Genomic DNA, 22112 nt, shown 5'->3' with positions numbered 1-22112 from the left:
AAATCTTGAGGCGCGCATCATCATGAATTCAACGATTCGCATTGCAGACTGCCCGATCGGCGCGGAACACCCGCCGTTCATCATCGCCGAAATGTCCGGCAACCATAACCAGTCTCTGGAGCGGGCATTTGAACTGGTGGACGCCGCTGCACGCGCCGGCGCGCATGCCATCAAGCTGCAAACCTACACGGCAGATACGATCACGCTCAATGTCCGGCGTGGCGAATTCAACATCTCCGACGAAAAGAGCCTGTGGAACGGCAGCAATCTGTATGACCTGTACAGCAAGGCGTATACGCCTTGGGAGTGGCACGCGCCCATCATGGAACGCGCCAGATCACACGGGTTGATTTGCTTCAGTTCCCCGTTCGACGAAACCGCCGTGGATTTTCTGGATCAGCTCGGAGTCCCCGCGTTCAAGATTGCTTCATTCGAGAATAATCACCTCCCCTTGATCCGCAAGGCCGCGAGCACCGGAAAGCCCATCATCATGTCGACGGGCATGGCTACGCTGGGGGAACTGGACGAGGCCGTGCAGACCGCTCGCGAGGCGGGCTGCAAAGACCTGGTGCTGCTCAAGTGCACCAGCACTTATCCTGCGTCGCCTGAAAATACCAATATACGGACCATCCCTCACATGCGGGAATTGCTGGGATGTCAGGTGGGCTTGTCGGATCACACCATGGGCGTGGGCGTTTCGGTGGCGGCCGTGGCCCTGGGTGCCACGGTCATCGAAAAGCACTTTACTTTGCGCCGCGCAGACGGCGGCGTCGATAGTGCCTTTTCGCTCGAACCCGAGGAACTGGAGAACCTGGTTAGCGAAACGCGCCGTGCATGGCTTGCCCTGGGACAGGTGACTTACGGACCTACGGCTGCTGAAATGAAATCGCTCGAGCATCGCCGTTCGTTGTATGTCGCGAAGGACATGAAAGCGGGCGATGTCTTTACTACGGAAAATTTGCGCGTCGTCCGTCCCGGCGCCGGGCTTGCCCCGCGGCATTACGAAGGTATGCTAGGAAAGAAAATACGGGTGGATGCACACATGGGAACGGCGCTTTGCTGGGCTATGGTGGACTGATACCCGCCGCTTTAAGAAAGGACGTGCCGATTACGCTCACATCGAACATGTCGGCAAAGTTGGCCTTAGTGAAAACAATTCGGATAGTGTCGAACGATGAAAACGCATCAAGCCATTAATACCCTTGCGGGATCGACCCAGACAGAGATTTCCAGAAAGATTGCTTTGGCGGAAAGCCTGCGTGCGGCGCCTTTGCCGGATTCAGAATTGCTCGACAACCTGGGCTTGTTTCTGACGCGCCAGACGTTGGCCCGCATCAACTTCATGCAAAAGCTGTATCAGCTGATCGTTCCTGTGCATGGTGTCATTATGGAATTCGGCGTCCGGTGGGGCCAAAACATGGCCTTGTTCTCCGCGCTGCGCGGAATCCATGAACCTTTCAATTACAACCGAAAGCTGATTGGCTTTGATACGTTTGAGGGGTTCCCTGGAGTCGCCGATCAGGATGGCGGCATGGTCAAGGCCGGAGACTATGCCGTGACCGCCGGATGGGAAGACCGCCTTGAAGCCATTCTGAATTTTCATGAGCAAAATGCGCCCATCCCGCAAAAGACCAAGCACGAACTTGTCAAAGGCGACGCCACCGAAACGATCTCGGCTTATCTGGCCAGCCATCCGGAAACGGTAGTAGCCATGGCGTATTTTGATTTTGACCTTTACAAGCCGACCAGGGACTGCCTGGAAGCCATTTTGCCGCACGTCACCAAAGGAACAGTTCTGGCATTTGATGAATTGAATTGCCCGGAATTCCCGGGAGAGACGTTAGCCGTGCGAGAGGTGCTGGGACTGTCCAAATACGCATTGCGACGCGACCCGTCCAACCCGCTGACGTCATACCTCGTTATTGAATGACGTTACACGATGGAATCCATCGTCATCATCCTTGCACGACTGGATCGGGTAGCGAGTAGGTTCGGAGATAGAGGACAGAAATCCCGCTGCGAAAGCGGCAATGCCGGAAACGGGGATAACTGCCGGAGCCCCCAGGCTGTAACGTGTGTATCGTGACTGTGCGCTCAGACATTGACATGCACTCAGTGGAGAATCCCGCTGCGATCATCTGCGCCCCGCGCGGCGCCGCGTTACAGTCACGGTTCCAATCGACTTGCGCACGCGCAATCGCAAGGCCTCGGCATCCTCCCGCCCAACACCACCCGAACCTGCTCCAGCACCTCCGCCCACTGCCCCTGCGCCCGCTGCCTGAATAACCGCACTGCGGGATACCACGGCGAGTCCTCCCGCTGATGCATCCATCGCCAGTCGATATCCTGCGCGGGCAGCAGCACCCAGCACGGCGTGCCAACGGATCCCGCGATATGAGCAATCGCGGTATCCACGCAGATCACCAGATCGAGCTGCGCAACGATAGCGGCACTATCGGCCAGGTCGACCACCTCGGAACCCAGATGCAGCAGCGGCTGCCCCTCGGGCGGCATGGCGGCCTCGTCCTCACCCTGCCCTTTCTGCAAACTGATGAACTGAACACCGGGCACCTGCCACAGCGGTTCAAGCACCGCGAGCGAAGGCAATGACCGATGCGCATCATTGTGATGCTTCGGATTGCCCTTCCACACGAGACCCACGCGCAACCCGGGCGGCAACGCATCGAGCCTCGCACGCCAGCGCTCGACCAGAACAGGATCGGGCTGCAAATACACCGCCGGCGAAAGCGCCTCGTCTTGCGCATGCTCGACCATGCCCAAACGCAACGGCACGCTCATCAGGCTGATCCAGCAATCGAACCTGGCCACATGCGCCTGAGCATCTGCATGAACGACGACCTCATCCACGCCATCCACGGCACGCAGTAATCGATGCAACGGCGGCAAACACGCCACCGTCAAACGCGAAACCCCGAGCGCCTTCAAACGCGTCAGATAACGGCCGAACTGCACCATATCGCCGAGCCCATCCTCCTGCCAGACCAGCAGCGAGCGGCCTTGCAACGACTCGCCGCGCCAACGCGGACAGGGCTGGAGCACCACCTCGCTCCTGCGATGAACGAAACGCTCCTGTTCGTAACGCGCCTCGTATTCCACCCACGCTTCTTCGTACCGCCCAAAGCTCAGCAGTAGCGTCGCGAGCCCGAAACGCGCATCGGCATAACGCGGATCGAGCGCAAGCGCCGCACGATATTCGACTTCGGCTTCGGCGAGACAATCGAGGCTCTTGAGCACCGTCCCGAGGTTGTAATGCGTCACGCTCAGTTCCGGGCGCAGCGCCAACGCCCTGCGGTAAAGCTCCGCGGCCTGCGCGGGCAACCCGCGAGCCTGTAGCACGCCGCCGAGATTGTTCAGTATTTCGACGCTCTCCGGGCGCAGCGCAAGCGCCTCGCGATAGCTCGCTTCCGCGTCATCGAGACGCTCCAGCGCGTGCAACACGATCCCGAGGTTGTAATGGCTTTCGGCGAAATCCGGGCGAATGGCGATCGCATGGCGATAGGCCGTTTCGGCTTCGGGAAAACGCCCGAGCTTTTCGAGGATCGTGCCGTGCGTGTTGAGCGCTTCGGGATACCGCGGCTGAATCGTGAGCGCGCAACGACACGCGAGTTCGGCCTCGATATAACGCTCGCGCAGCTTCAATACGCTCGCGAGATTATTCAGCGCAAGCGGATAGTGCGGACGAATTTCGATCGCCCGCCGATACGCAATCTCGGCCTCGTGCAGGCGCCCGAGCGACTTCATCACGTTGCCGAGATTGTGATGCGACTCGGCGTGCGCGGGTTGAATCGTCAGCGCTTGCTGGTATTCGGCTTCGGCCTCGTGCAGACGATTCGCCGCCTGCAATGTGAGCGCGAGGTTGTAGCGCGCCTCGAGATAATCGGAGCGCAGCGCGAGCGCCTGCCGAAACGCATCCTCGGCCTCTTGCAGACGACCGAGGCGCTGCAGCATGGCGCCGTGATTGTTGTGTGCTTCGGGGAAATCAGGGAGTTGATCGCGAACCTGCCGATGGAGCCGCTCCGCGTCCTCAGGTGAAAGGTCGGTCACTTCGACATCGAGTCCCGAGAGATCGTTTGTGTTCACGCGTCGCATTTCGGACGAAATGGCCGTCCGGCTGGGGAAATTGGCACGCCGCCATCATGATCCCTCGTCGCACGATTCAAATCCGCAATGTGCGACAGACTATGGTGCTTATTCCGGCATCTGATTGCGCGACGGCGCCGACCTGAAACATGCCCATTACCGATTGCAGGCGCTTTGCCCGTTCGGTAAGCGAGTGCGCCGCGGCGGCAGCCTGTTCGACCAGCGTGGCGTACTCGCACACGATCGCGAGGCCGACATGGGCGATATCGACGAGATCGTGCTTGCGCTCGTCGATGCTCGTCGAACGCTTGAGCCACGCAGCGGAAACCGAAGCAACCAGCAAGGCGATCAGGCTGATCACCAGCGGTAACCAGAGTGTTTGCGTGAAACTACGTTTGTGCATCCGCATTCAACGACGTGACCGAAGGCCGGGCGCCCTCTTCCCATGAGAGCGCTCATTTGCGGCCGCGTGCGTGCGCGCGGTAATCGGCGTCAATACGTATGCGCGTGTAACTGCGAAAATCGCCAGGCCTCGGAGAACAGCGCAGACCCGGCACGGTGCATCTGCCTTCTTTGCCTTATCGACCGCTTTAAGCAAAGAATTTCCAGTGCAAAACCCTTGTAAGGACCCGCGTATCTGATGATTCGCCCGGCGCTGCGCGGTGCGGTTGGGGCTTCTGTATCAGAAGCGCCACCGGCTTTGAATGTGCGGATTTGGGTGCCGATGAGAGGACTCGAATTCAGGCCCAAAGTTCGCCATGACGACGACGTGCCGCGCGACAACTTGTCCGGTTTCGCCCACGCGAAAAGGCCTTAAATTGTCAGTGAGCGGTTAGGAAGTAGATATCGAGTTGGGCTAGCCGCCGCGTGCGTCTACGATGCTACGGGAAGACGTGTTTGCCTGAAATTAACCTTGGAGGGCTGCCGCTGAATAATACGGACTCTGACCAATCTATCTGCAAGCCGCTCGTGGCTTCGGTTAAGGGCCAGCGAGCATCCCAAGACTGTTTTTGAACAGTCGTAGATACGTCCGAAAACGTATCCTTGTTGTAATCGCGCCGGTACGCAATGTCCGGCGCTTTGTTTTTCTGAGGCGGGCGAAGCTGGGTGGCCCGGCGTTTGTGCCTTGGTGAGTAGTGCACGGGAGGCAATGCGAAGAACTCTATAACGGAAGCGAATCGGTGGGATATGCGCGCACGGCTACGCCAACACCAGCAGACAAATCATTTATTCACAATACCCAGTGATTTGCCAGATCGAACGAAAGCTGTCGGTAGTGGCGGATCGATAGTAGGTACGCCGTGTCTTTGATCTGGGCATACAGCAGCAGATAGTGCGACATCAGGTATTCCCGCAATTCGCTGCCGTCGGCAATGGCGTTCAGTTGTTCGGTCAGGCGGGTAATGCCGTTGCTCGTTTCAACGGAGCCAGCGGAGCGATCCATGAAGGAACGACCCATGCCGGAGAATTGCTCCAGGTTGGGGATCACGGTAAGCGTCAGTTCGTCCAGTAGCGCATCGAAGGCCACCGGGGCTTCGGTTTCCTGCAGGAACGCTTCGATTTCATCGAGATTGCGCTCGAAGTTAGCTGTGAGTTTGACGGAGTGCGGGGCTGTCACGGCGAGTATTGACCCATTAGTCGGCTGTTCTGGTGCGGCGCCGCTTTAGGGTGGCGAGGGTGCTACGGGCATCCTTCACCTTGCCGGCAGACACGTCGGCCAAGCCCTTGCTGGCATCTGCGATCAGCAGCAAGTGGATGCGCTCCCGCTCCAACCGGTGGTAGTAATCCAGCCGCTGCGCATCGATGATGGCAACGTAGCTCTCCCCGTTTTTCGTGACAATTTTCTCGGCGCCTGCCCTGACCTGATCGGCCAGCTCGGACAGATTGGCCCTGGCTTGAGATAGCGAAATCACATCGCTGGCTGAGATCGGCATAGTGCACTCCTGCAGCTTGAATTTTGTACAAAATTGAGGCCATTATACTGCCTCAACCTGTACAGCGAGGGGGGTAGCGATGGCAGAGCGGTCGGGGTGAAGTCCATCGCTCAACTATTGAATGGCCAGAACATACCGTTCCGAAAATTTGGCCGGGCACAAAGCGAACGATTCCTTCGAGTTGCACGACATGCGCTATCGGCCCCCGAAAATCCACGAACTCGACAGTTTATGCGGGCGTTGCTCACAGACATAACGGTTCGCTCGAAGGAATGTCGTCTGAGAGGGAACAGAGCCCAGTTAGCGTCGGCAATCTCGCACTGGACTGGTAAAGAGGACGACGCCACAGAGGTGCCCAGTGACGTATCAGATTGGCGCCCGGCTGGGATCGAAAAAAGCGGGGAGAGGCGCGTTAGATAAGGCATTAGAGGTGCCTACCGTCTTACGGGTACTGCCTGGGAGGTAATGGCCTTATCGCCGCAGTTTTTTGCAACAAATTATGACAGGAGCGGAGGACTACCAAACTAATCCATCAACTGCCCGCTCAGCAATGGATACCAAGTTCAAGAAAATGAAAATGCCCCCCACGCAAGCAACCTTCAACACCCTCTCGAACTGTGGATCCTACTGTACAGCGTTGAGCAAAGCTGGACATATACGGCGCCTCGTACATCGTCGGTCGCCCCAGCCCGGGTGCCGCGTTGCGTTGCGCACCTGAACCGATTCAGACCTCTCAGCTGATCTCTCCGAGCGCCGCTTGTTGCGCCACGCTCGGCTACCGCCTCCCTTAGCCACTGTTGTTATTTTTGTACTTCGGGAACCGCTCTTTGAGGCGCTCAATCGTGTTGCGCCACTTCAGTGACGTCGGCTTACAAACCGTATTCTGGTTACCAAATAGGCCAACCTCCTGAACTGCCTGATTCAGCGGAACGGTCTGCAACCATTGCACCGGCACGAAATACTCGCAACTGTCCGGGTTATCGACAAACTCAGCGTGGTAGGTGCCACGCTTGGCTGCGTCGAGAACGGGCCTCTCCCCGTCGGGCGTTGTGACCTTGAACTCGCTTGCTGGCTGCGCATGCCCGGAAACACGGCCAACGCCCACATACCCAGTTCGAGGAACATTGACCCACACGCGATCCCCTGCGTTGAGCTGCCGCAGCGTTCCGCTGTACCACGGGCCGCCCCCACCACAAATAAAGCCATATTGGACAGCGTCTTCCCAGGAACGCGTTTCGCTCACGCCATAGGAGTGGTAGAACTCGCCGTTCCAAGGCTGAGAGCTGGGTCCGGCGGCAGAGGCAACGACCTGAGAGACAGCGGGGTCCTGCAGCCATGTGCGGCTGATGATCTGCTCGTCGTCGATTTTAAAAACCTGAAAACACAAGACGTTGATGGCTACGTTGCGCTCGCTCAGGTACGAGACGATACGCTCGGAACTCGCATCCAGAGAACCGGCCACCACCACGATCTGGTGATTTTCGTTCAGTCCATCCTCATCCAGCTCGATACCGAAGCGCGTCCGAAATTCTTCCGGCAGGTTTTTCCCAGGCGCGTACCGTCCAAATATCGCCACGATGGCATCGAAGTCGAGCGTTTGAACCCAGCTCGCGTAGTCAAGCGCTTGCGCCACGACTTCACGGGGCGTTCGATCACGTTTGATCTCGATCAGCACCAACGTACCATCGGGAGCGACAGCGAGAAGATCGATTCGACCGCCGAACCCCGTATCCTCCTGACGTCCAATGAGCATCCACTCGTCCGACAATAGGTTCGGAGCAGCAACGATCATGTCTTCGAGCAGCTTTTCGCTCGGTAGGATCGATTCATGAAGTGGTTCGGGTTGTGCTCCTACTTTCCAGAGTGCCGATCGTATTGTCATTTGAGTTTGTAGGATTACCTTGCCAATGTTAGCCGGGCCGACAAATGTCCTTGTCTCAATGCCCGGGTCTTTCCGCACGCCAAAAACCCCAAGTAGCGAAGCGGTCGTTGCGCGCCATCTCCATCGCGTGTATTCGCTCACATGTTGGCGCGCAGCTAAATCTGATCCACTGGAGTTCCGCTCGCGCGTTTACACCAATGCGCGTATCGAGAATTATTGGGCGGATAGCTATTGCTCCAAGTGTGCGCGGCACAATCATGTGGCGCCGGTGGTCTTTTTTGCTGGTGGCTTTCGGCGGCTTGACGCACGAAAAGATTTTGTTTTTAGCAGAAGTGGATCGACTTCGATTTTCGCGATGGCGACCTTGTAACCCAATGTTTGCAGGGAGAGAGCGGCATTTTTAAGGGAGATTTTTGAGAAAAATGGCAGATCGGCTGGCAAATTCTTGCTGGTTGCAATCGCGTAGACGATGCGATATTTGCGGGAATTGGGAATGGCCACGACGTCCGGTAGTTTGATGCTTTTGGGAAGTTTGTCGTTGAGTTTTCTTCGAAATTCTTCGTGCTTCACGAACGCTTCCCCGGAAACCAAACCTTGCGCGAAGAGATGGCTCAGCGTCGCGGAGCTGCGATAGTACTTGACGTGAATGAGGTCACTGCCGTTTCGAACTAGGTCACAGAATTCGATCTTGTCAAACGGACCGCCGACCGCAATGTTCCTCTTGTCCATCAACTCGATTCCGGCGACTCCGGTAACGACCGTGGCGTTGTAGTCACCTTCGTTGGCGTGGTTATAAATCGGCAGCGGCGTGATGTCGACCTCGATTTTTCCGAGGGCGCGATCGACTTTTTTCATGAAGTCATCATCGACCACATGCCAGTCGCCATTGCGCAGAATGTAGATTTCTCCATACAGGTCCAGTTCCGCGTAAAGGCATCGGTGTGCAGGCCAAGAATTTATACACATCCCATTGGCATCGCGCACATGGACACTGTTCGTTTTCAGCGCGGCTAGGCAGAATGTCTCTTTGCGGTCGAGGACGTGCTGGGCCAGTTCGCCCAGTTGCAACGTCGAATGGATCGGAGATGACGCTCGCCGGTCAAACGAATACCCCGCTTGACGCTCCCAATCGACAATTTCGGGTTCGCCCATCCAAACCCGCGGATCTTGAGGATTGTTTTTCAGGGTTTCGTCGAGCAGATCGTCTAAAATTTGAATCAGCGCGCGGTCTTTGACGCGGTGGACATTGTCGATCCATGCGAACCGCTCGGGCAGCGGGCTGCCGCGCCGCTTAAGTGCCTCGTCCAAAATATTGTGCAAGTCGTCGAGCTTCGCCGCTGGAGCGATAGACAGAGCATCGCGCCCCGTCACTTGGTCGCCGAAGAGAGGGACGGCGGAGGCGCCCGTAACTGCGTGCACCATGTCCATTTCCCAATCGGCCCTGAGCTCGAAGATGTCTACGTCGCGCGGGCTCTGGTTTCGGGTATTGAGCCAATTGTCCTCGTAGCTTGCCTTGTCAAGGCTTCGCAGCTTGTCCGGATCCACCGAGTTCAGTGTGACGCGCAGGCCAAAATCCCGCTCAACATAGTCTTGGTTGACAAGGTGATACCCCATGCCGAACGAGAGCGCGAATGTTTCTCCAAGATCGCGCACGATGAGAACAGCGCCTTCAGATCGATTTCCGACGAAGAGGCCGGGCGTGACGTCCTGACCGTCCAACAGAAACGCTGTCCAACCGAGCGGTGCCGGAGGCGGCAACGTTTTCACATAAAGAGTCGCCTGTCCGTGCGCGATTTTGAGTGGAATCGGCTCCCTAGCCATGTCTGCTTTGACGATCAGTTCGTCGCGTATCCCATCCCCGACGATTCTATAAATCGTCAACCGTTCTTTTCTCCGCTTGTGCTCTTTCCCTACCATTTCGATCCCCGTGTCGCCGGTGTTCGCTTTTATGCGAATTAAATAATTCTTTGATTCGCCGCGATGTTTCTTCAGCGTCTCTACTGGTTTGGGCAATTACGTCAATTACAGATACCCTACGCCAGCACCGGCACGAGACGGGAAGGCGTTGAGCGAATGCAAGGTTACTTGAACTCTCCGTTGCCCGACGTGAACCGACAGCAGGACGAGAAGCGCCCGGCAGGCGAAAGGTTGCCTCGGCTAGAATAGAGGGCTGATAACGGCAAGCCGTAAGCAGCTGGCAGAGCAGAACCTCGAAACGTTCCTGGACTGGGGCCGAGCTAAGTCTTTCGTTCGATGACGAGCCGTGGGGCGTGATCGCGCAAGGAAATCGCTACCGAGTGCGGATTTGCGAAGTCGGCGCTCGACCAGAGCCCGCGCATCAAGGCCTCCCACGGCACATGAGTGGAACGTTGGACCTCACACTGGCGAGCTTATAAGTGGCTGTAGTACATCCCAACGGACACAAAACATAGCGACCCGCCACCCGCATTGCCTTCCGATTCATAGCCAACGCACGCTCCTCCCCCATGCCTTCATCCAAGTTCACCTACGATCTGCCGTCCGGAGCACCGAGCCCCGTCGTCAAAGAAGAGCACATCGAATACGGCTTCCTTGGCAAGCTTCAGAACTTGAAGTACGAATACCGCGACGACATTCGCGATCGCGCCGCGCTGGAAAGGAACTTCCGGGAGAAGTTCGAGGCCCTCAACCGCGTCAAGCTGACCGAAGCCGAGTTCGCTAGGCTCCTGGATGAAATAGTTACCCCGGATGTCTACACTGCTGCCAAGACCCTGCGCGGCATCAATGCCTTCACCCGCGACGACGGCACGCCGTTGAACTACACGCTGGTGAACATCAAGGACTGGTGCAAAAACCACTTCGAGGTCGTTCACCAGCTCCGCATCAACACCGACAACAGCCACCACCGCTACGACGTTCTCATCCTCATCAACGGCGTGCCCTGTGTGCAGATCGAGCTGAAAACCCTGGGCGTGAATCCACGCAGGGCCATGGAGCAGATCGTCGAATACAAGCACGACCCGGGCAACGGCTACACCAAGACGCTGCTCTGCTTCATGCAGCTGTTCATCGTCAGCAACCGCGACCGCACCTACTACTTCGCCAACAACAACGTCCGCCACTTCGCCTTCAATGCCGACGAGCGCTTTCTGCCCATCTATGAGTTTGCAGGAGAGGACAACCGCAAGATTACCCAACTCGACGAGTTCGCCGAGCACTTCCTGAGAAAGTGCGACCTCGGCCGCACCATCAGCCGCTACATGGTGCTGCTTGCGGGTGAGCAAAAGCTTATGATCATGCGGCCGTACCAGGTCTATGCCGTGCAACACATCGTCAAGTGCATCGACGAAGACAACGGCAACGGCTACATCTGGCACACCACTGGCAGCGGCAAGACGCTCACGTCCTTCAAGGCCTCTACCCTGTTGAAGGAAAACGACCACATTCACAAGTGTGTGTTCGTCGTGGACCGAAAAGACCTCGACCGCCAGACGCGGGAAGAATTCAACAAATTTCAGGAAGGCTGCGTCGAAGAAAACACCAACACCGCCGCCCTCGTGCGCCGCCTGCTTTCAGAGGACTACGCCGACAAGGTCATCGTCACCACCATTCAGAAGCTCGGCCTCGCGCTGGACGAAAACAGCAAGCGCAATAAGCAGCGCAGCAAAAACGGCCAAGCCACCTACAAAGAACAGCTCGAAGCACTGCAGGACAAGCGCATTGTCTTCATCTTCGACGAATGTCACCGTTCGCAGTTTGGCGACAATCACAAGGCCATCAAAGCATTTTTCCCGAAGGCGCAGCTCTTCGGTTTCACCGGCACGCCGATATTTGGTGGGCCCAATGGCAACGCCAGTCGCATAAAAATCGACGGTGAGGTGGCCTCGTATCGGACCACCGAGGAGCTCTTCCACAAGCAGCTCCACGCCTACACCATCACCCATGCCATCGAGGATGGCAACGTCCTGCGCTTCCACGTCGACTACTTCAAGCCCGAGGGTAAGAACCCACCAAAGCCCGGCGAAGCCATTGCCAAGAAGGCCGTCATCGAGGCCATTCTTGCCAAGCACAATGCAGCCACCGGCGGGCGCCGCTTCAACGCTATCCTCGCCACCGAGTCCATCAACGACGCCATCGAATACCACGCTCTGTTCAAGACCATGCAGGCGGACAAGCAGGCCACCGATCCCGATTTCAAGCCGCTGAACATTGCCTGCGTCTTCTCCCCGCCTGCCGAGGGCGACCCAGACGTCAAGCAGATCCAGGAAGACCTGCCGCAGGAACAGGTGGACAACGAAGAAGATCCCGAGGGCAAGAAAGCTGCGCTCAAGGCCGTCCTCGCCGACTACAACGCCCGCTACGGTTCCAACCACCGCTTAAGCGAGTTCGACCTCTACTACCAGGATGTGCAGAAGCGCATCAAGGACCAGCAGTGGCCCAATGCCGACTATCCGGCCGCGCAGAAGATCGACGTCACCATCGTGGTGGACATGCTGCTCACCGGTTTCGATTCCAAGTTCCTGAACACGCTCTATGTGGACAAGAACCTCAAGCACCATGGCTTGATCCAGGCCTTCTCCCGCACCAATCGCGTGCTCAACAGCACCAAGCCCTACGGCAACATCCTCGACTTTCGCCAGCAGCAGGATTCCGTCGATGCCGCCATCGCCCTCTTCTCCGGCGAGAAGATCGGCGAGCAGGCGCGGGAAATCTGGCTCGTGGATAAGGCGCCTGTGGTCATCCAGAAGCTGGAGACCGCAGTGCAGAAGTTGGACGACTTCATGACGTCCCAGGGCCTTGCCTGCACGCCATCCGCCGTAGCCAACCTGAAGGGCGACGAGGCCCGCGCCGCCTTCATCAGTCATTTCAAGGAAGTCCAGCGACTCAAAACACAGCTGGACCAATACACCGACCTCAGCGAAGACAACAAAGCCGCCATCGAGCAGGTGCTGCCCGATGAAAACCTGCGCGGCTTCAAAGGCCAGTATCTGCAAACTGCCAAAGAGCTCAGAGCGCAGCAGGGCAAAGTTGCCAAGGAAGGTGATGGCCCCGGCACCGATGGCCCCGTGGACCAGCTCGACTTCGAGTTTGTCCTCTTCGCTTCCGCCGTCATCGACTACGACTACATCATGGGCCTCATCGCCAAGTTCTCCGCCAAGGGGCCCAGCAAGGCCAAGATGACCCGCGAGGAACTCATCGGACTCGTCAGCGCCGATGCCAAATTCATGAGCGAGCGCGACGACATCGCCGAATACATCGCGACTCTCCAGGCGGGTGAGGGCCTCTCTGAGGCCGCCATCCGCGACGGCTATACCCGCTTCAAGGCCGAGAAAAGCGCCAAGGAACTCGCCAACATCGCCGCCAAGCACGGCCTCCCCACCGCCGCCCTTCAAAGCTTCGTGGACGGCATCCTCGACCGCATGATCTTCGATGGCGAGCAACTCAGCGACCTCATGACCCCGCTCGACCTCGGCTGGAAGGCTCGAACTCAGGCCGAACTCGCCCTGATGGAAGACCTCCACCCCCTCCTCACTAAACGCGCCGGTGGCCGCGACATTTCAGGACTCAGTGCGTATGAGCAGTAAGAACAAAATCGCTACGGAAAAGGAAGAGGCGAAGCCTGTGCCGGTGCCGAAGCTGCGGTTTCCTGAATTTAAAAGCGCTGGCGATTGGACGACGCAAATGCTCGGGGCGGTTGCGACGATTCGTACAGAAAAAGCTGGCGACAACATTTGCGTGCCGATGAGCATCACATCGGGCGTGGGGCTTGTAAGCCAAGAAGAAAAGTTTGGTCGCGTGATTGCGGGTGATTCATACAAAAATTACTTGCTCTTGAAACCAAACGAATTTGCCTACAACAAGAGCTCCACCAAAGAGTATCCCGAGGGTTTTCTCACCTTGTACCCGGGCACTGAGCTGGCAGCGGTTCCGAACAGCATATTCACTTGCTTTCGCATCAACGGAGATTCGCCAGATGTACGGTTTCTAAATTATCAATTCTCGGGCAACCTACACGGGCGCTGGCTGCGCAAATTCATTCAGGTAGGAGCTAGGGCTCATGGCTCGTTGAGCATCAACGACAACGATTTGATGGCGCTGCCTGTCCCCGTCCCGACGGGCAAGACATCTGTCGCCGAGCAACAAAAAATCGCTGAGTGCTTGAGTTCGGTAGATGAGCTGATCGCCGCACAAGCGCGGAAAGTGGACGCGCTCAAGACCCAAAAAAAAGGGCTGATACAGCAGCTTTTCCCCCGCGAAGGGGAAACCCAACCCCGCCTCCGCTTCCCCGAATTCCGAAACGCTGGGGAATGGGAGGAAACGCGGTTGGGGCAATTGGGGGTTCTTGTTTCCGGACTGACGTATAGCCCTGATGATGTGCGTGAATCTGGTCTTTTGGTGCTGCGTTCATCGAACGTTCAACAAGGCGAAATTGCGCTCGATGACTGCGTCTATGTGGACGCATCCATCAAAGGGGCGAATCTATCGCAGCCCAACGACATACTGATTTGCGTCCGAAACGGCTCAAAAGCGCTGATTGGCAAATGTGCCCTCATCCCAGAAGGAATGCCGTTATGCACCCACGGCGCATTCATGACAGTTTTCCGCGCCCAAATGCCAGACTTCGTCTTTCAGCTTTTCCAGTCAGACAGATACCAGAGGCAAGTCGCGGGAGATCTTGGTGCCACGATTAACTCAATCAACGGAAGCCAACTGTTGAAATACGAGTTCTCCATTCCGAAGCCAGAGGAACAGCTACGCATCGCCTCGTGTCTGAGCAGCCTCGACGCATGGATCTCCGCCGAAGCCCAAAAACTCGAAGCCTTCAAGACTCACAAGAAAGGGCTGATGCAGCAGCTTTTCCCGTCCCCGGGAGAGGTTGACGCATGAGCACCAAGTCGAAGATCAATAAGTACGCCAACCTCAGCACACTCGCGAGAAAGCTGCGGTCTGACCTCACCGGGATTGAACTCATCCTGCTCTATGCCTACAACCGCACAGGCAAAACGCGGCTGTCGATGGAGTTCAAGGACGAGGGAAAGCGCAAGAATAACGGCACCCCCGACACCCTCTACTTCAATGCCTATACCGAAGACTTGTTCACCTGGGAGAACGATTTCGACGGTGATGCCGTTCGGCAACTGCAGCTCAACCACCGCTCCACCTTCTTCAATGGCCTGAAAGACCTCGCGCTGGACGAAACGATTGCGGGCTACCTCGACCGCTACGCGGACTTCGATTTTGACATTGACTACGAGACATGGAAGGTCTCTTTCCGCAAAGGCGAGGCCGAAAATATCAAGATCTCCCGTGGCGAGCAGAACATCTTCATCTGGTGTCTCTTCATGGCTATTTGCGAGCGGATGCTCGATGGACACGTCTCCTATCAGTCGAACAAATATCTCTACATCGACGACCCCATCTCCTCGCTGGACGACAACAACGCCATCGCCGTTGCCTGCGACCTCGCCCAACTCCTACGGCGTGCCGTGAACCGCAAAGACCAGAACGGCGCTCCGGCCCCCATCAAGGTTGTTTTCTCGTCCCATCACGCCCTTTTCTTCAACGTGATGTGCAACGAGATTGGCAAAGCGAAAGAGGGCGAGCCGAGGGTGACCCACAAGCGCTACTTTCTGCACCGCCCGAACGGAGACGGCGCATATACCCTGCGGGCCACCGAAGACACGCCCTTTTTCCATCACGTCGCGTCACTCGCTGAGCTCCAGCTTGCCGCTGCCCCCAGCACCGGCAAGCTATACACCTTCCATTTCAACGCCCTGCGCAGCATCATGGAAAAAACGGCGTCGTTCTTCGGCCACGTTGACATCTCCTTCTGCCTTAAGGCGCTGAGCATCGAGGAAGACCGTGCACTCTACAATCGCGCGCTGAACCTCCTCAGTCATGGCAAATACGCCATCCACGAACCGACCGAAATGGGGGAGGACAACAAAGAGCTGTTCCGGCGCATTCTGGACGACTTCACCACCAAGTTCCAATTTGACCTGCCTGACATTCTTGAGACGGCGCCAACCCCGACACCGGCCGCAGCACCTACAGCAACCGCCGCCGCACCTGTCACGACCCCATGAACGAATTCAAACAAAAGCAACTCAACCAGACCCTCTGGAGCATCGCTGACCAACTGCGCGGTGCCATGGATGCGGACGACTTCCGCGACTACATGCTGTCCTTCCTTTTTCTGCGCTACCTCTCGGACAATTACGAAACGGCGGCGAAGAAGGAGTTGGGGCGGGACTACCCTGATGTGGAAAGCGACATCCGCAAGGTACCGCTGGCGCTCTGGTATGTGGACAACGTTGACGACATCCCGGCGTTCGAGAAGCAGATGCGCCGCAAGGTGCATTACGTCATTCAGCCTGCGCATCTCTGGAACAGCATTGCCAACCTGGCCCGCACCCAAGACGCAGAGCTGCTCAACACACTGCAAGAGGGCTTCAAGTACATCGAGACGGAATCCTTCGAGAGCACCTTTCAGGGTCTGTTCTCCGAGATCGATCTGAGTTCCCCGAAGCTTGGCAAAACCTACCCCGACCGGAACACCAAGCTCTGCGCCATCATCCAGAAGATAGCCGAAGGACTGGCGGAGTTCTCCACCGACATCGACGCGCTGGGCGATGCCTATGAATACCTGATAGGCCAGTTTGCCGCAGGGTCCGGCAAGAAGGCAGGCGAGTTCTATACCCCGCAGCAGATTTCCGACATCCTCTCCACCATCGTCACGCTGGACAGTCAGGAACCGAAAACCGGGACTAAGAAGCGGCTAGAAAGCGTGCTGGACTTTGCCTGTGGCTCTGGCTCGCTGTTGCTCAACGTGCGCAAGAAAGTGGCCAAGGCGAACGGCACCATCGGCAAAATCTTCGGCCAGGAAAAGAACATCACGACCTACAACCTCGCACGCATGAACATGCTGTTGCACGGGGTGAAAGACACTGAGTTTGAGATCTTTCACGGGGATACCCTGCTTAACGAGTGGGACATGATGCGGGAGCAGAACCCGGCCAAGAAGCCCAGCTTTGACGCCATCGTTGCCAACCCGCCCTTCAGCTACCGCTGGGAACCGACCGACGCGCTGGCCGATGACGTGCGCTTCAAGAGCCACGGCCTCGCACCCAAGTCCGCTGCCGACTTCGCATTCCTGCTGCACGGCTTCCACTACCTCAAAGACGAAGGCGTGATGGCCATCATCCTGCCGCACGGCGTGCTGTTCCGAGGCGGGGCGGAAGAACGCATTCGCACCAAACTGCTGAAGGATGGGCACATCGACACGGTAATCGGCCTGCCCGCCAATCTGTTCTATTCCACCGGCATACCCGTCTGCATCCTGGTGTTGAAGAAGTGCAAGAAGCCGGACGATGTCCTGTTCATTAACGCAAGCGGGCCGGAGCACTTCGAGAAAGGCAAACGCCAGAACCAGCTCAAGCCCGAGCACATCGCCAAGATCATCAAAACCTACCAGTTCCGCGAGGAGGAGGTGCGCTACTCACGCAAGGTGGAGATGGCCGAGATCGAAAAGAACGATTTCAACCTGAACATCTCGCGCTATATCAGTACGGCGGTGAACGAGACGGAGATTGTTCTGGATGAGACTCACCAAGAGCTGGTGGAGATTGAAAAAGCGATTGCGGCTGCGAAGGACAAGCACAACGCTTTTCTGCGAGAACTGGATTTGAAGCCGTTGCCATAGCCGCCCGATGCACCTTGATACCGTCCTGGCTGCGACGAATGGTTCGGCCAGCAGCAGGCCGATAGGGTCCCAATACCCAAGTCAAAGTCGCATGGCGCCCAAAACCGGCGCAAGCCTATCCTGCCATCCCTTGTTTTTATGTCGCTTTCACAAGGCGTCGTCGAAGCTTTTCCATGAGGTTGACCAAGTGAGTTTGCGAGGTATCCATGCCCAGTTCACGAGGTCACCTGTGCCAGCCGAAAAAATTTCGTGAGATCGGCCAAGCGAGTTTGCGAGATACCCGTGTCAAGTTCGCGAGATTGCCTGACTCAGTCGGAAATTTTGCGTACCGAATGCGTTGACCTCACCCCGTCCGGTCAAATGATGTCCGAAGGCATCCAAGACAAGTGCGAATCGGGCGTGGACTGGATGCGCCGCTTGATCGAGGTCGATACATGAGGTCTGCGAAGTTCACTTACGCGCTCGATCGCGCATATCTTGAATGCGCCGGTCAAATTCCTTGCGTTTTGATATGTGTCGCATGCTCGCGACACGCCAAAAATAAAGCGAAATTCCGGCGTTGTCCGTGCGCGTCCGACACGTTTCATAACAATTCTTCGCACTAGAAACACGTGTTGACGAGCTGCGTCCAGCTTTGCAACATGTGCTGACGATGATCGAAGGGAGGGGTCATGCCGAATGCAAAGAGCTTTACTCGAACGCAACGGGATACGGCCGCACAGAACCTGGCAGCATTGCCAGAAAAGCCCGAAAACGAACGTCGCCTGAGTACGCGCGATATGGTGAAGTCCATCCAAGCACACATTCTCTCAGCACAAAAGAAGGGATATACCTTCGAGGAAATCGCCGACGTGATCTCCGAAGCGTGAGTCAGAATGAGTGTCGGCACACTGAAATACGCCATGCGCGTGGTCGCAGAAGAAAAAAAGTATTCGCAGGTATCGGGCGGATCTACGCGGACGGGAAATGCTCACTCTTCGAGAAAAAACTCAGGACGGGCTAGTCCGGTACGTAATGCTCAATCGCACGCCACTCCGCGACTGCGAGAGAGCGAGGAAATGAACAAACCGAGCATCACACCGATACGAGGTACGTTTGGATTTCCAATCAGCCCAGACACCGAAAATCTCTAGAAGGCAGCGCCTCACGCAGTCTTGCTCACCAAGCGCAGCGTCCTAGCAGGCTTCGGAACGTTCCCCGCCGCTAGTTCATCGAGAAAATCGGCCCAGTCCTGAACCATCTCGCGGCGCTGTTCAAGAAATGTTGCGCGATCATAGCTATCACCCAGCTCCTCGCTCGATGCGTGGGCGAGATGACGCTCGATCACCTCCCTGTCCCATCCAAGATATTCCCGGATCAACGTACGAGCCGTCGCACGGAAACCATGGCCGGTGATCTGCTCTTTAGTGTCGTAGCCCAGCGTACGTAGCGCGCTATTGACCGTGTTCTCGCTTATGTAACGTGTCGCCTCGGATCGTTTGGCTACGCTACGAAAAATCGGCCCCTTCGGCCCGGTTAGCGGATGCAAATCTCTCAGGATCTCCATGGCCTGTGACGGAAGCGGTACCACATGCGCAGGCGTGCGGCTATCTCGCTTCTTCCACTCCCGCATCTTCATTTTTTCCGGTGGACAGATCCAGACAGCGCCGTCTAGGTCGATATCTTCCCAGTGGGCGAAACGCAGCTGACCAGGTCGCTGGAACAGCAACGGAGCAAGCTGCAATGCCGCACGGGTAATTACATGGCCGTTGTAGGCCCGGATATCGCGCAGCAGTTGCCCAAGCTGCTGCGGATCAGTGATAGCTGGGTAATGACGGCTGCGGACTGCCGGGAGTCCGCCTGTACGGCCATTCACAAAATTCTTGGCTGGTTCCAGAACACCGGTATCGACCGCGTACTGATACACATGCTGAATCGTCTCGCGCACCCGCATCGCGGTTTCAAGATTGCCGCGCTCTTTGATGCGGTGCAGGCAACGTACGACTTCGGTCGGCTTGATGTCCTCGACCGGAAGTCGTCCTATCCAGGGAAACACGTGCAGCTCCAGGTAGCGGATGATTTTTTCAGCGTAACCGGTGGACCATTGGCGATCCTTCCCCGATACCTTGTGCCACTCTCGCGCCACCAATTCGAACGTGTTGAGCCGAGTCGCCTGCTCTTGCTCCCGTTTCTCACGTCGCGCTCTCTGCGGGTCGATCCCGTCCGCCCGCAGTTCCATTACCTCTCGCGCTTTCCTGCGCGCCGCTGCCAGCGACACGATCGGATAACGGCCAAACGACAGCTTGATGCTTTTCCCGTCGCGCGTGTAGCGATAGAACCAGACCTTGCGAGTCGGCCGCACATGCAGGTACAGCCCATCGCCATCCGGCAGCAAGTAATCCTTCGCGCAGTGCTTCGCGCTTTTTACTTTTAAATCAGTAAGTTGCCCCATGATCTCGTACCCAAATTGGCAAAATCCAGATACGACCATTTTGGGTACGAAATTTGGGATATGCAAACGCCGGCTTCGGTCGGATTCCACCGGCTTTCCCCGGACGCAAAAATCCCGCAACGCCTTATCCAGCGTGCCTTTTCAGGATTTCATGAGATGACTACAGAAATGCGGATGGCGCGCCCGGCTGGGATCGAACCAGCAACCCCTGCCTTCGGAGGGCGCGTCGCAACCCTTGCGGGCCGCTCCTCTACTCTATCGTGAGCTACGGCGGTGTCTCTGGAGACAACCGGGAGACACTCATGGGCACGATCCAGAAGCGGGCCGCTGGCACCTACCAAGCCAAAATCCGGCGGAGGGGATACCCGCCTCAGTCTAGAACCTTCACCACTCGTGCAGATGCTCAGAGGTGGATCACCGAGCAGGAGGCAGCGATCAGCAGAGGCGTCTTTGTGGACACCTCCACGGCCCGCGAGATGCTCCTTCAGCAGGCTCTCGACCGTTACGCCGCCGAGGTTACGCCCACCAAGAAGGGAGCCGATGTAGAGGCTCTGCGCCTTCGGGCAATGGCTCGCGATCCAGTGGCCCGATACTCGCTTGCGACGCTCACTCCTGCAGTCATCGCAGCATGGCGCGACAGGCGCCTAGTGGCCGTGAGCGGCTCGACCGTGAACCGGGAACTGAACCTGCTGCACCATGTGCTCGAAGTTGCAAGGAAAGACTGGTCCGTGGCCCTACCGGAGAACCCAGCGTCGATGGTACGCCGTCCGACATCGGCTCCGGCGCGCAGCCGTCGCTTGTCACCTGAGGAGCAGACCACCCTGCTAGATGCCTGCCGCGCAGCGCGTGTGCGCTGGCTCGCGCCGCTCGTGGAACTTGCCCTGCTTACGGGTATGCGTCAGGGCGAGGTAAGGTCACTCCACTGGGAGAATGTCGATCTCGACCAGCGAACCTTGGTACTCGACGCAGCGGCGACCAAGACGACCCGAACTCGCGGCGTACCGCTATCAACCCAAGCATGCACTGTCCTAGAGTCGATCCCCGGCGACCGGACTGGTCCGATCTTCCCTGGCGTGACTCGCAATGCCGTTAAGCTCGCCTTTGACCGTGCGCGGCGGCGCGCTGGCCTCGCGGACTTCCGCTTCCACGATACACGGCATGAAGCCACTACGCGGTTCTTCGAGATGGGTCTGTCGGACTCGGAGGTCATGTCGATCACCGGGCACCAAACGACGGCGATGCTGAAGCGGTACACGCACCTACGAGCGACTGATCTGGCAAGGAAACTAGATCGCCTCAGTTCCACGCAGGATAGAGTGCCTGCCCCACCGCCGGATACCACTCGCAGTTAGCGACGACGTTGTCACCTGACCGACAGGCGAAGTGGGGCTCGTCAAGCATACTTCCATACGGCCCCGCCAAACGAGATTCATCGAACATCGGACAGGCTAGATGGCTGTTGCCGTGCCGTGGCCGCTGAAGCGCGAGCCCATGATCTCATGCGCTGTGGCACGCTTCACGCGGTCCACGTTGATCTATCCGACTCGACTAAGCCCCGTGTGGTCTACGCCCACGACGCCCATTGCAGCAGCGTCAGAAGATCCGGGTTCCTGTCCACCAGCCCATGCAACAGCCGGGGATCGGCCTTGTTCAAGTCAGGGCAGTCGAACGCCAGAGCGTGTGGCGACGTGCCGAATGGGGCGACAGCGAGGTAGGGACTGGCGGGCAACGGCGCAAGCGTCGCGCCGCTCGCTGCCGGTCCCTGGACTACCGCAGCAGGACACGATACCGCGAGACGCCCCGTCGGATACATCCGCGCCTGCCACTCGCCCACGATGTGCTCCTCGAACTCGCCGCGCCGCTCTCGCCTCTTCGCGTCAAGGATCGCAAGATGTCCGTCCCTAGAGCGAGTTGCAATCGGCTGCTGTCCCGCAAGGATTCGCTGCCAGTTCTCGGCACGGCTGTTCGTCCGGCAGGTCCAGCACTCCCGGTTGTACACGCGCCGCCTGTTCGAGCCGCAACGCTTGCAAAGGCTGTCCGAGCCGTACCATGATTGGCCCGCAACGAACGCCGCCCAGCGGG

At 57.6% G+C, this 22112-nt stretch carries 14 protein-coding genes and 1 pseudogene; 8 read left to right on the top strand and 7 right to left on the bottom strand.

Annotation, left to right across the window (positions count from 1 at the left end; genetic code table 11):
- The first annotated feature begins 22 nt into the window (after window positions 1–22).
- Window positions 23–1078: a pseudaminic acid synthase gene (gene pseI / locus Q0L30_RS23600; protein WP_296662717.1), complete on the top strand. Its 1056-nt coding sequence runs from the start codon at window positions 23–25 to the stop codon at window positions 1076–1078.
- 96 nt (window positions 1079–1174) lie between these two features.
- Window positions 1175–1930 (top strand): TylF/MycF/NovP-related O-methyltransferase, encoded by a 756-nt coding sequence (locus tag Q0L30_RS23595; protein WP_296662671.1) that lies wholly within the window; start codon window positions 1175–1177, stop codon window positions 1928–1930.
- 236 nt (window positions 1931–2166) lie between these two features.
- Here the strand turns inward: Q0L30_RS23595 and Q0L30_RS23590 are convergent, their stop codons facing one another.
- The 6 genes and pseudogenes from Q0L30_RS23590 to Q0L30_RS23565 form a co-directional block, all read right to left on the bottom strand.
- Window positions 2167–4101 carry a tetratricopeptide repeat protein gene (locus tag Q0L30_RS23590; protein ID WP_296662669.1) on the bottom strand — a complete coding sequence of 645 codons (1935 nt, stop codon included), beginning with the start codon at window positions 4099–4101 and terminating at the stop codon, window positions 2167–2169.
- Window positions 4102–4315: 214 nt separating this feature from the next.
- Window positions 4316–4504 (bottom strand): annotated as a pseudogene (locus tag Q0L30_RS23585) (methyl-accepting chemotaxis protein); the annotation flags it as partial.
- A gap of 828 nt (window positions 4505–5332) precedes the next feature.
- Complete coding sequence (locus tag Q0L30_RS23580; protein WP_296662667.1) at window positions 5333–5719, bottom strand: type II toxin-antitoxin system RelE/ParE family toxin; 387 nt, start codon at window positions 5717–5719, stop codon at window positions 5333–5335.
- Window positions 5720–5735: 16 nt separating this feature from the next.
- Window positions 5736–6035, bottom strand: a complete 300-nt coding sequence (locus Q0L30_RS23575; RefSeq protein WP_293034310.1) for a type II toxin-antitoxin system Phd/YefM family antitoxin — start codon at window positions 6033–6035, stop codon at window positions 5736–5738.
- 787 nt (window positions 6036–6822) lie between these two features.
- Window positions 6823–7917 (bottom strand): endonuclease NucS domain-containing protein, encoded by a 1095-nt coding sequence (locus Q0L30_RS23570; protein WP_296662664.1) that lies wholly within the window; start codon window positions 7915–7917, stop codon window positions 6823–6825.
- A gap of 255 nt (window positions 7918–8172) precedes the next feature.
- Window positions 8173–9930 carry a TIGR04141 family sporadically distributed protein gene (locus tag Q0L30_RS23565; protein WP_296662661.1) on the bottom strand — a complete coding sequence of 586 codons (1758 nt, stop codon included), beginning with the start codon at window positions 9928–9930 and terminating at the stop codon, window positions 8173–8175.
- Window positions 9931–10403: 473 nt separating this feature from the next.
- Here Q0L30_RS23565 and Q0L30_RS23560 point away from each other — a divergent pair, with 473 nt between their 5' ends.
- The 5 genes from Q0L30_RS23560 (at window position 10404) to Q0L30_RS23540 (ending at window position 18468) form a co-directional block, all read left to right on the top strand.
- Window positions 10404–13481 (top strand): type I restriction endonuclease subunit R, encoded by a 3078-nt coding sequence (locus Q0L30_RS23560; protein WP_296662657.1) that lies wholly within the window; start codon window positions 10404–10406, stop codon window positions 13479–13481.
- On the top strand, window positions 13471–14784 hold the full coding sequence (locus Q0L30_RS23555) for a restriction endonuclease subunit S (RefSeq protein WP_296662655.1): 1314 nt from the start codon (window positions 13471–13473) through the stop codon (window positions 14782–14784). Before Q0L30_RS23560 ends, Q0L30_RS23555 begins: the two co-directional genes overlap by 11 nt.
- The gene (locus Q0L30_RS23550; RefSeq protein WP_296662652.1) at window positions 14781–15983 is read left to right on the top strand and encodes an AAA family ATPase; all 1203 of its coding nucleotides are present in this window, start codon (window positions 14781–14783) and stop codon (window positions 15981–15983) included. Before Q0L30_RS23555 ends, Q0L30_RS23550 begins: the two co-directional genes overlap by 4 nt.
- Window positions 15980–17599: a type I restriction-modification system subunit M gene (locus Q0L30_RS23545; protein WP_296662649.1), complete on the top strand. Its 1620-nt coding sequence runs from the start codon at window positions 15980–15982 to the stop codon at window positions 17597–17599. The genes Q0L30_RS23550 and Q0L30_RS23545 overlap by 4 nt, the downstream gene beginning before the upstream one ends.
- A gap of 671 nt (window positions 17600–18270) precedes the next feature.
- Window positions 18271–18468 carry a hypothetical protein gene (locus Q0L30_RS23540; protein WP_296662647.1) on the top strand — a complete coding sequence of 66 codons (198 nt, stop codon included), beginning with the start codon at window positions 18271–18273 and terminating at the stop codon, window positions 18466–18468.
- Window positions 18469–18743: 275 nt separating this feature from the next.
- Here Q0L30_RS23540 and Q0L30_RS23535 read toward each other — a convergent pair whose 3' ends face one another.
- Complete coding sequence (locus Q0L30_RS23535) at window positions 18744–20030, bottom strand: integrase arm-type DNA-binding domain-containing protein (protein ID WP_296662645.1); 1287 nt, start codon at window positions 20028–20030, stop codon at window positions 18744–18746.
- A 302-nt stretch (window positions 20031–20332) separates the two neighbouring features.
- Between Q0L30_RS23535 and Q0L30_RS23530 the strand changes: the two genes are divergently transcribed.
- On the top strand, window positions 20333–21382 hold the full coding sequence (locus Q0L30_RS23530) for a site-specific integrase (RefSeq protein ID WP_296662642.1): 1050 nt from the start codon (window positions 20333–20335) through the stop codon (window positions 21380–21382).
- The last annotated feature ends 730 nt before the right edge of the window (window positions 21383–22112 follow it).

It is taken from the genome of Paraburkholderia sp. (assembly GCF_024281035.1).
GTDB lineage: Bacteria > Pseudomonadota > Gammaproteobacteria > Burkholderiales > Burkholderiaceae > Paraburkholderia.
Note: the sequence above shows the minus strand (reverse complement) of the source record. Positions and strands in the feature narration are given on the sequence as shown.

Bases quoted from the DNA above. Each gene is read 5' to 3' on its own strand.
- pseI (WP_296662717.1), top strand. From the start codon at position 23: ATGAATTCAACGATTCGCATTGCAGACTGCCCGATCGGCGCGGAACAC.
- Q0L30_RS23595 (WP_296662671.1), top strand. From the start codon at position 1,175: ATGAAAACGCATCAAGCCATTAATACCCTTGCGGGATCGACCCAGACA.
- Q0L30_RS23575 (WP_293034310.1), bottom strand. From the start codon at position 6,035: ATGCCGATCTCAGCCAGCGATGTGATTTCGCTATCTCAAGCCAGGGCC.
- Q0L30_RS23570 (WP_296662664.1), bottom strand. From the start codon at position 7,917: ATGACAATACGATCGGCACTCTGGAAAGTAGGAGCACAACCCGAACCA.
- Q0L30_RS23560 (WP_296662657.1), top strand. From the start codon at position 10,404: ATGCCTTCATCCAAGTTCACCTACGATCTGCCGTCCGGAGCACCGAGC.
- Q0L30_RS23555 (WP_296662655.1), top strand. From the start codon at position 13,471: ATGAGCAGTAAGAACAAAATCGCTACGGAAAAGGAAGAGGCGAAGCCT.
- Q0L30_RS23550 (WP_296662652.1), top strand. From the start codon at position 14,781: ATGAGCACCAAGTCGAAGATCAATAAGTACGCCAACCTCAGCACACTC.
- Q0L30_RS23545 (WP_296662649.1), top strand. From the start codon at position 15,980: ATGAACGAATTCAAACAAAAGCAACTCAACCAGACCCTCTGGAGCATC.
- Q0L30_RS23540 (WP_296662647.1), top strand. From the start codon at position 18,271: ATGCCGAATGCAAAGAGCTTTACTCGAACGCAACGGGATACGGCCGCA.
- Q0L30_RS23535 (WP_296662645.1), bottom strand. From the start codon at position 20,030: ATGGGGCAACTTACTGATTTAAAAGTAAAAAGCGCGAAGCACTGCGCG.
- Q0L30_RS23530 (WP_296662642.1), top strand. From the start codon at position 20,333: ATGGGCACGATCCAGAAGCGGGCCGCTGGCACCTACCAAGCCAAAATC.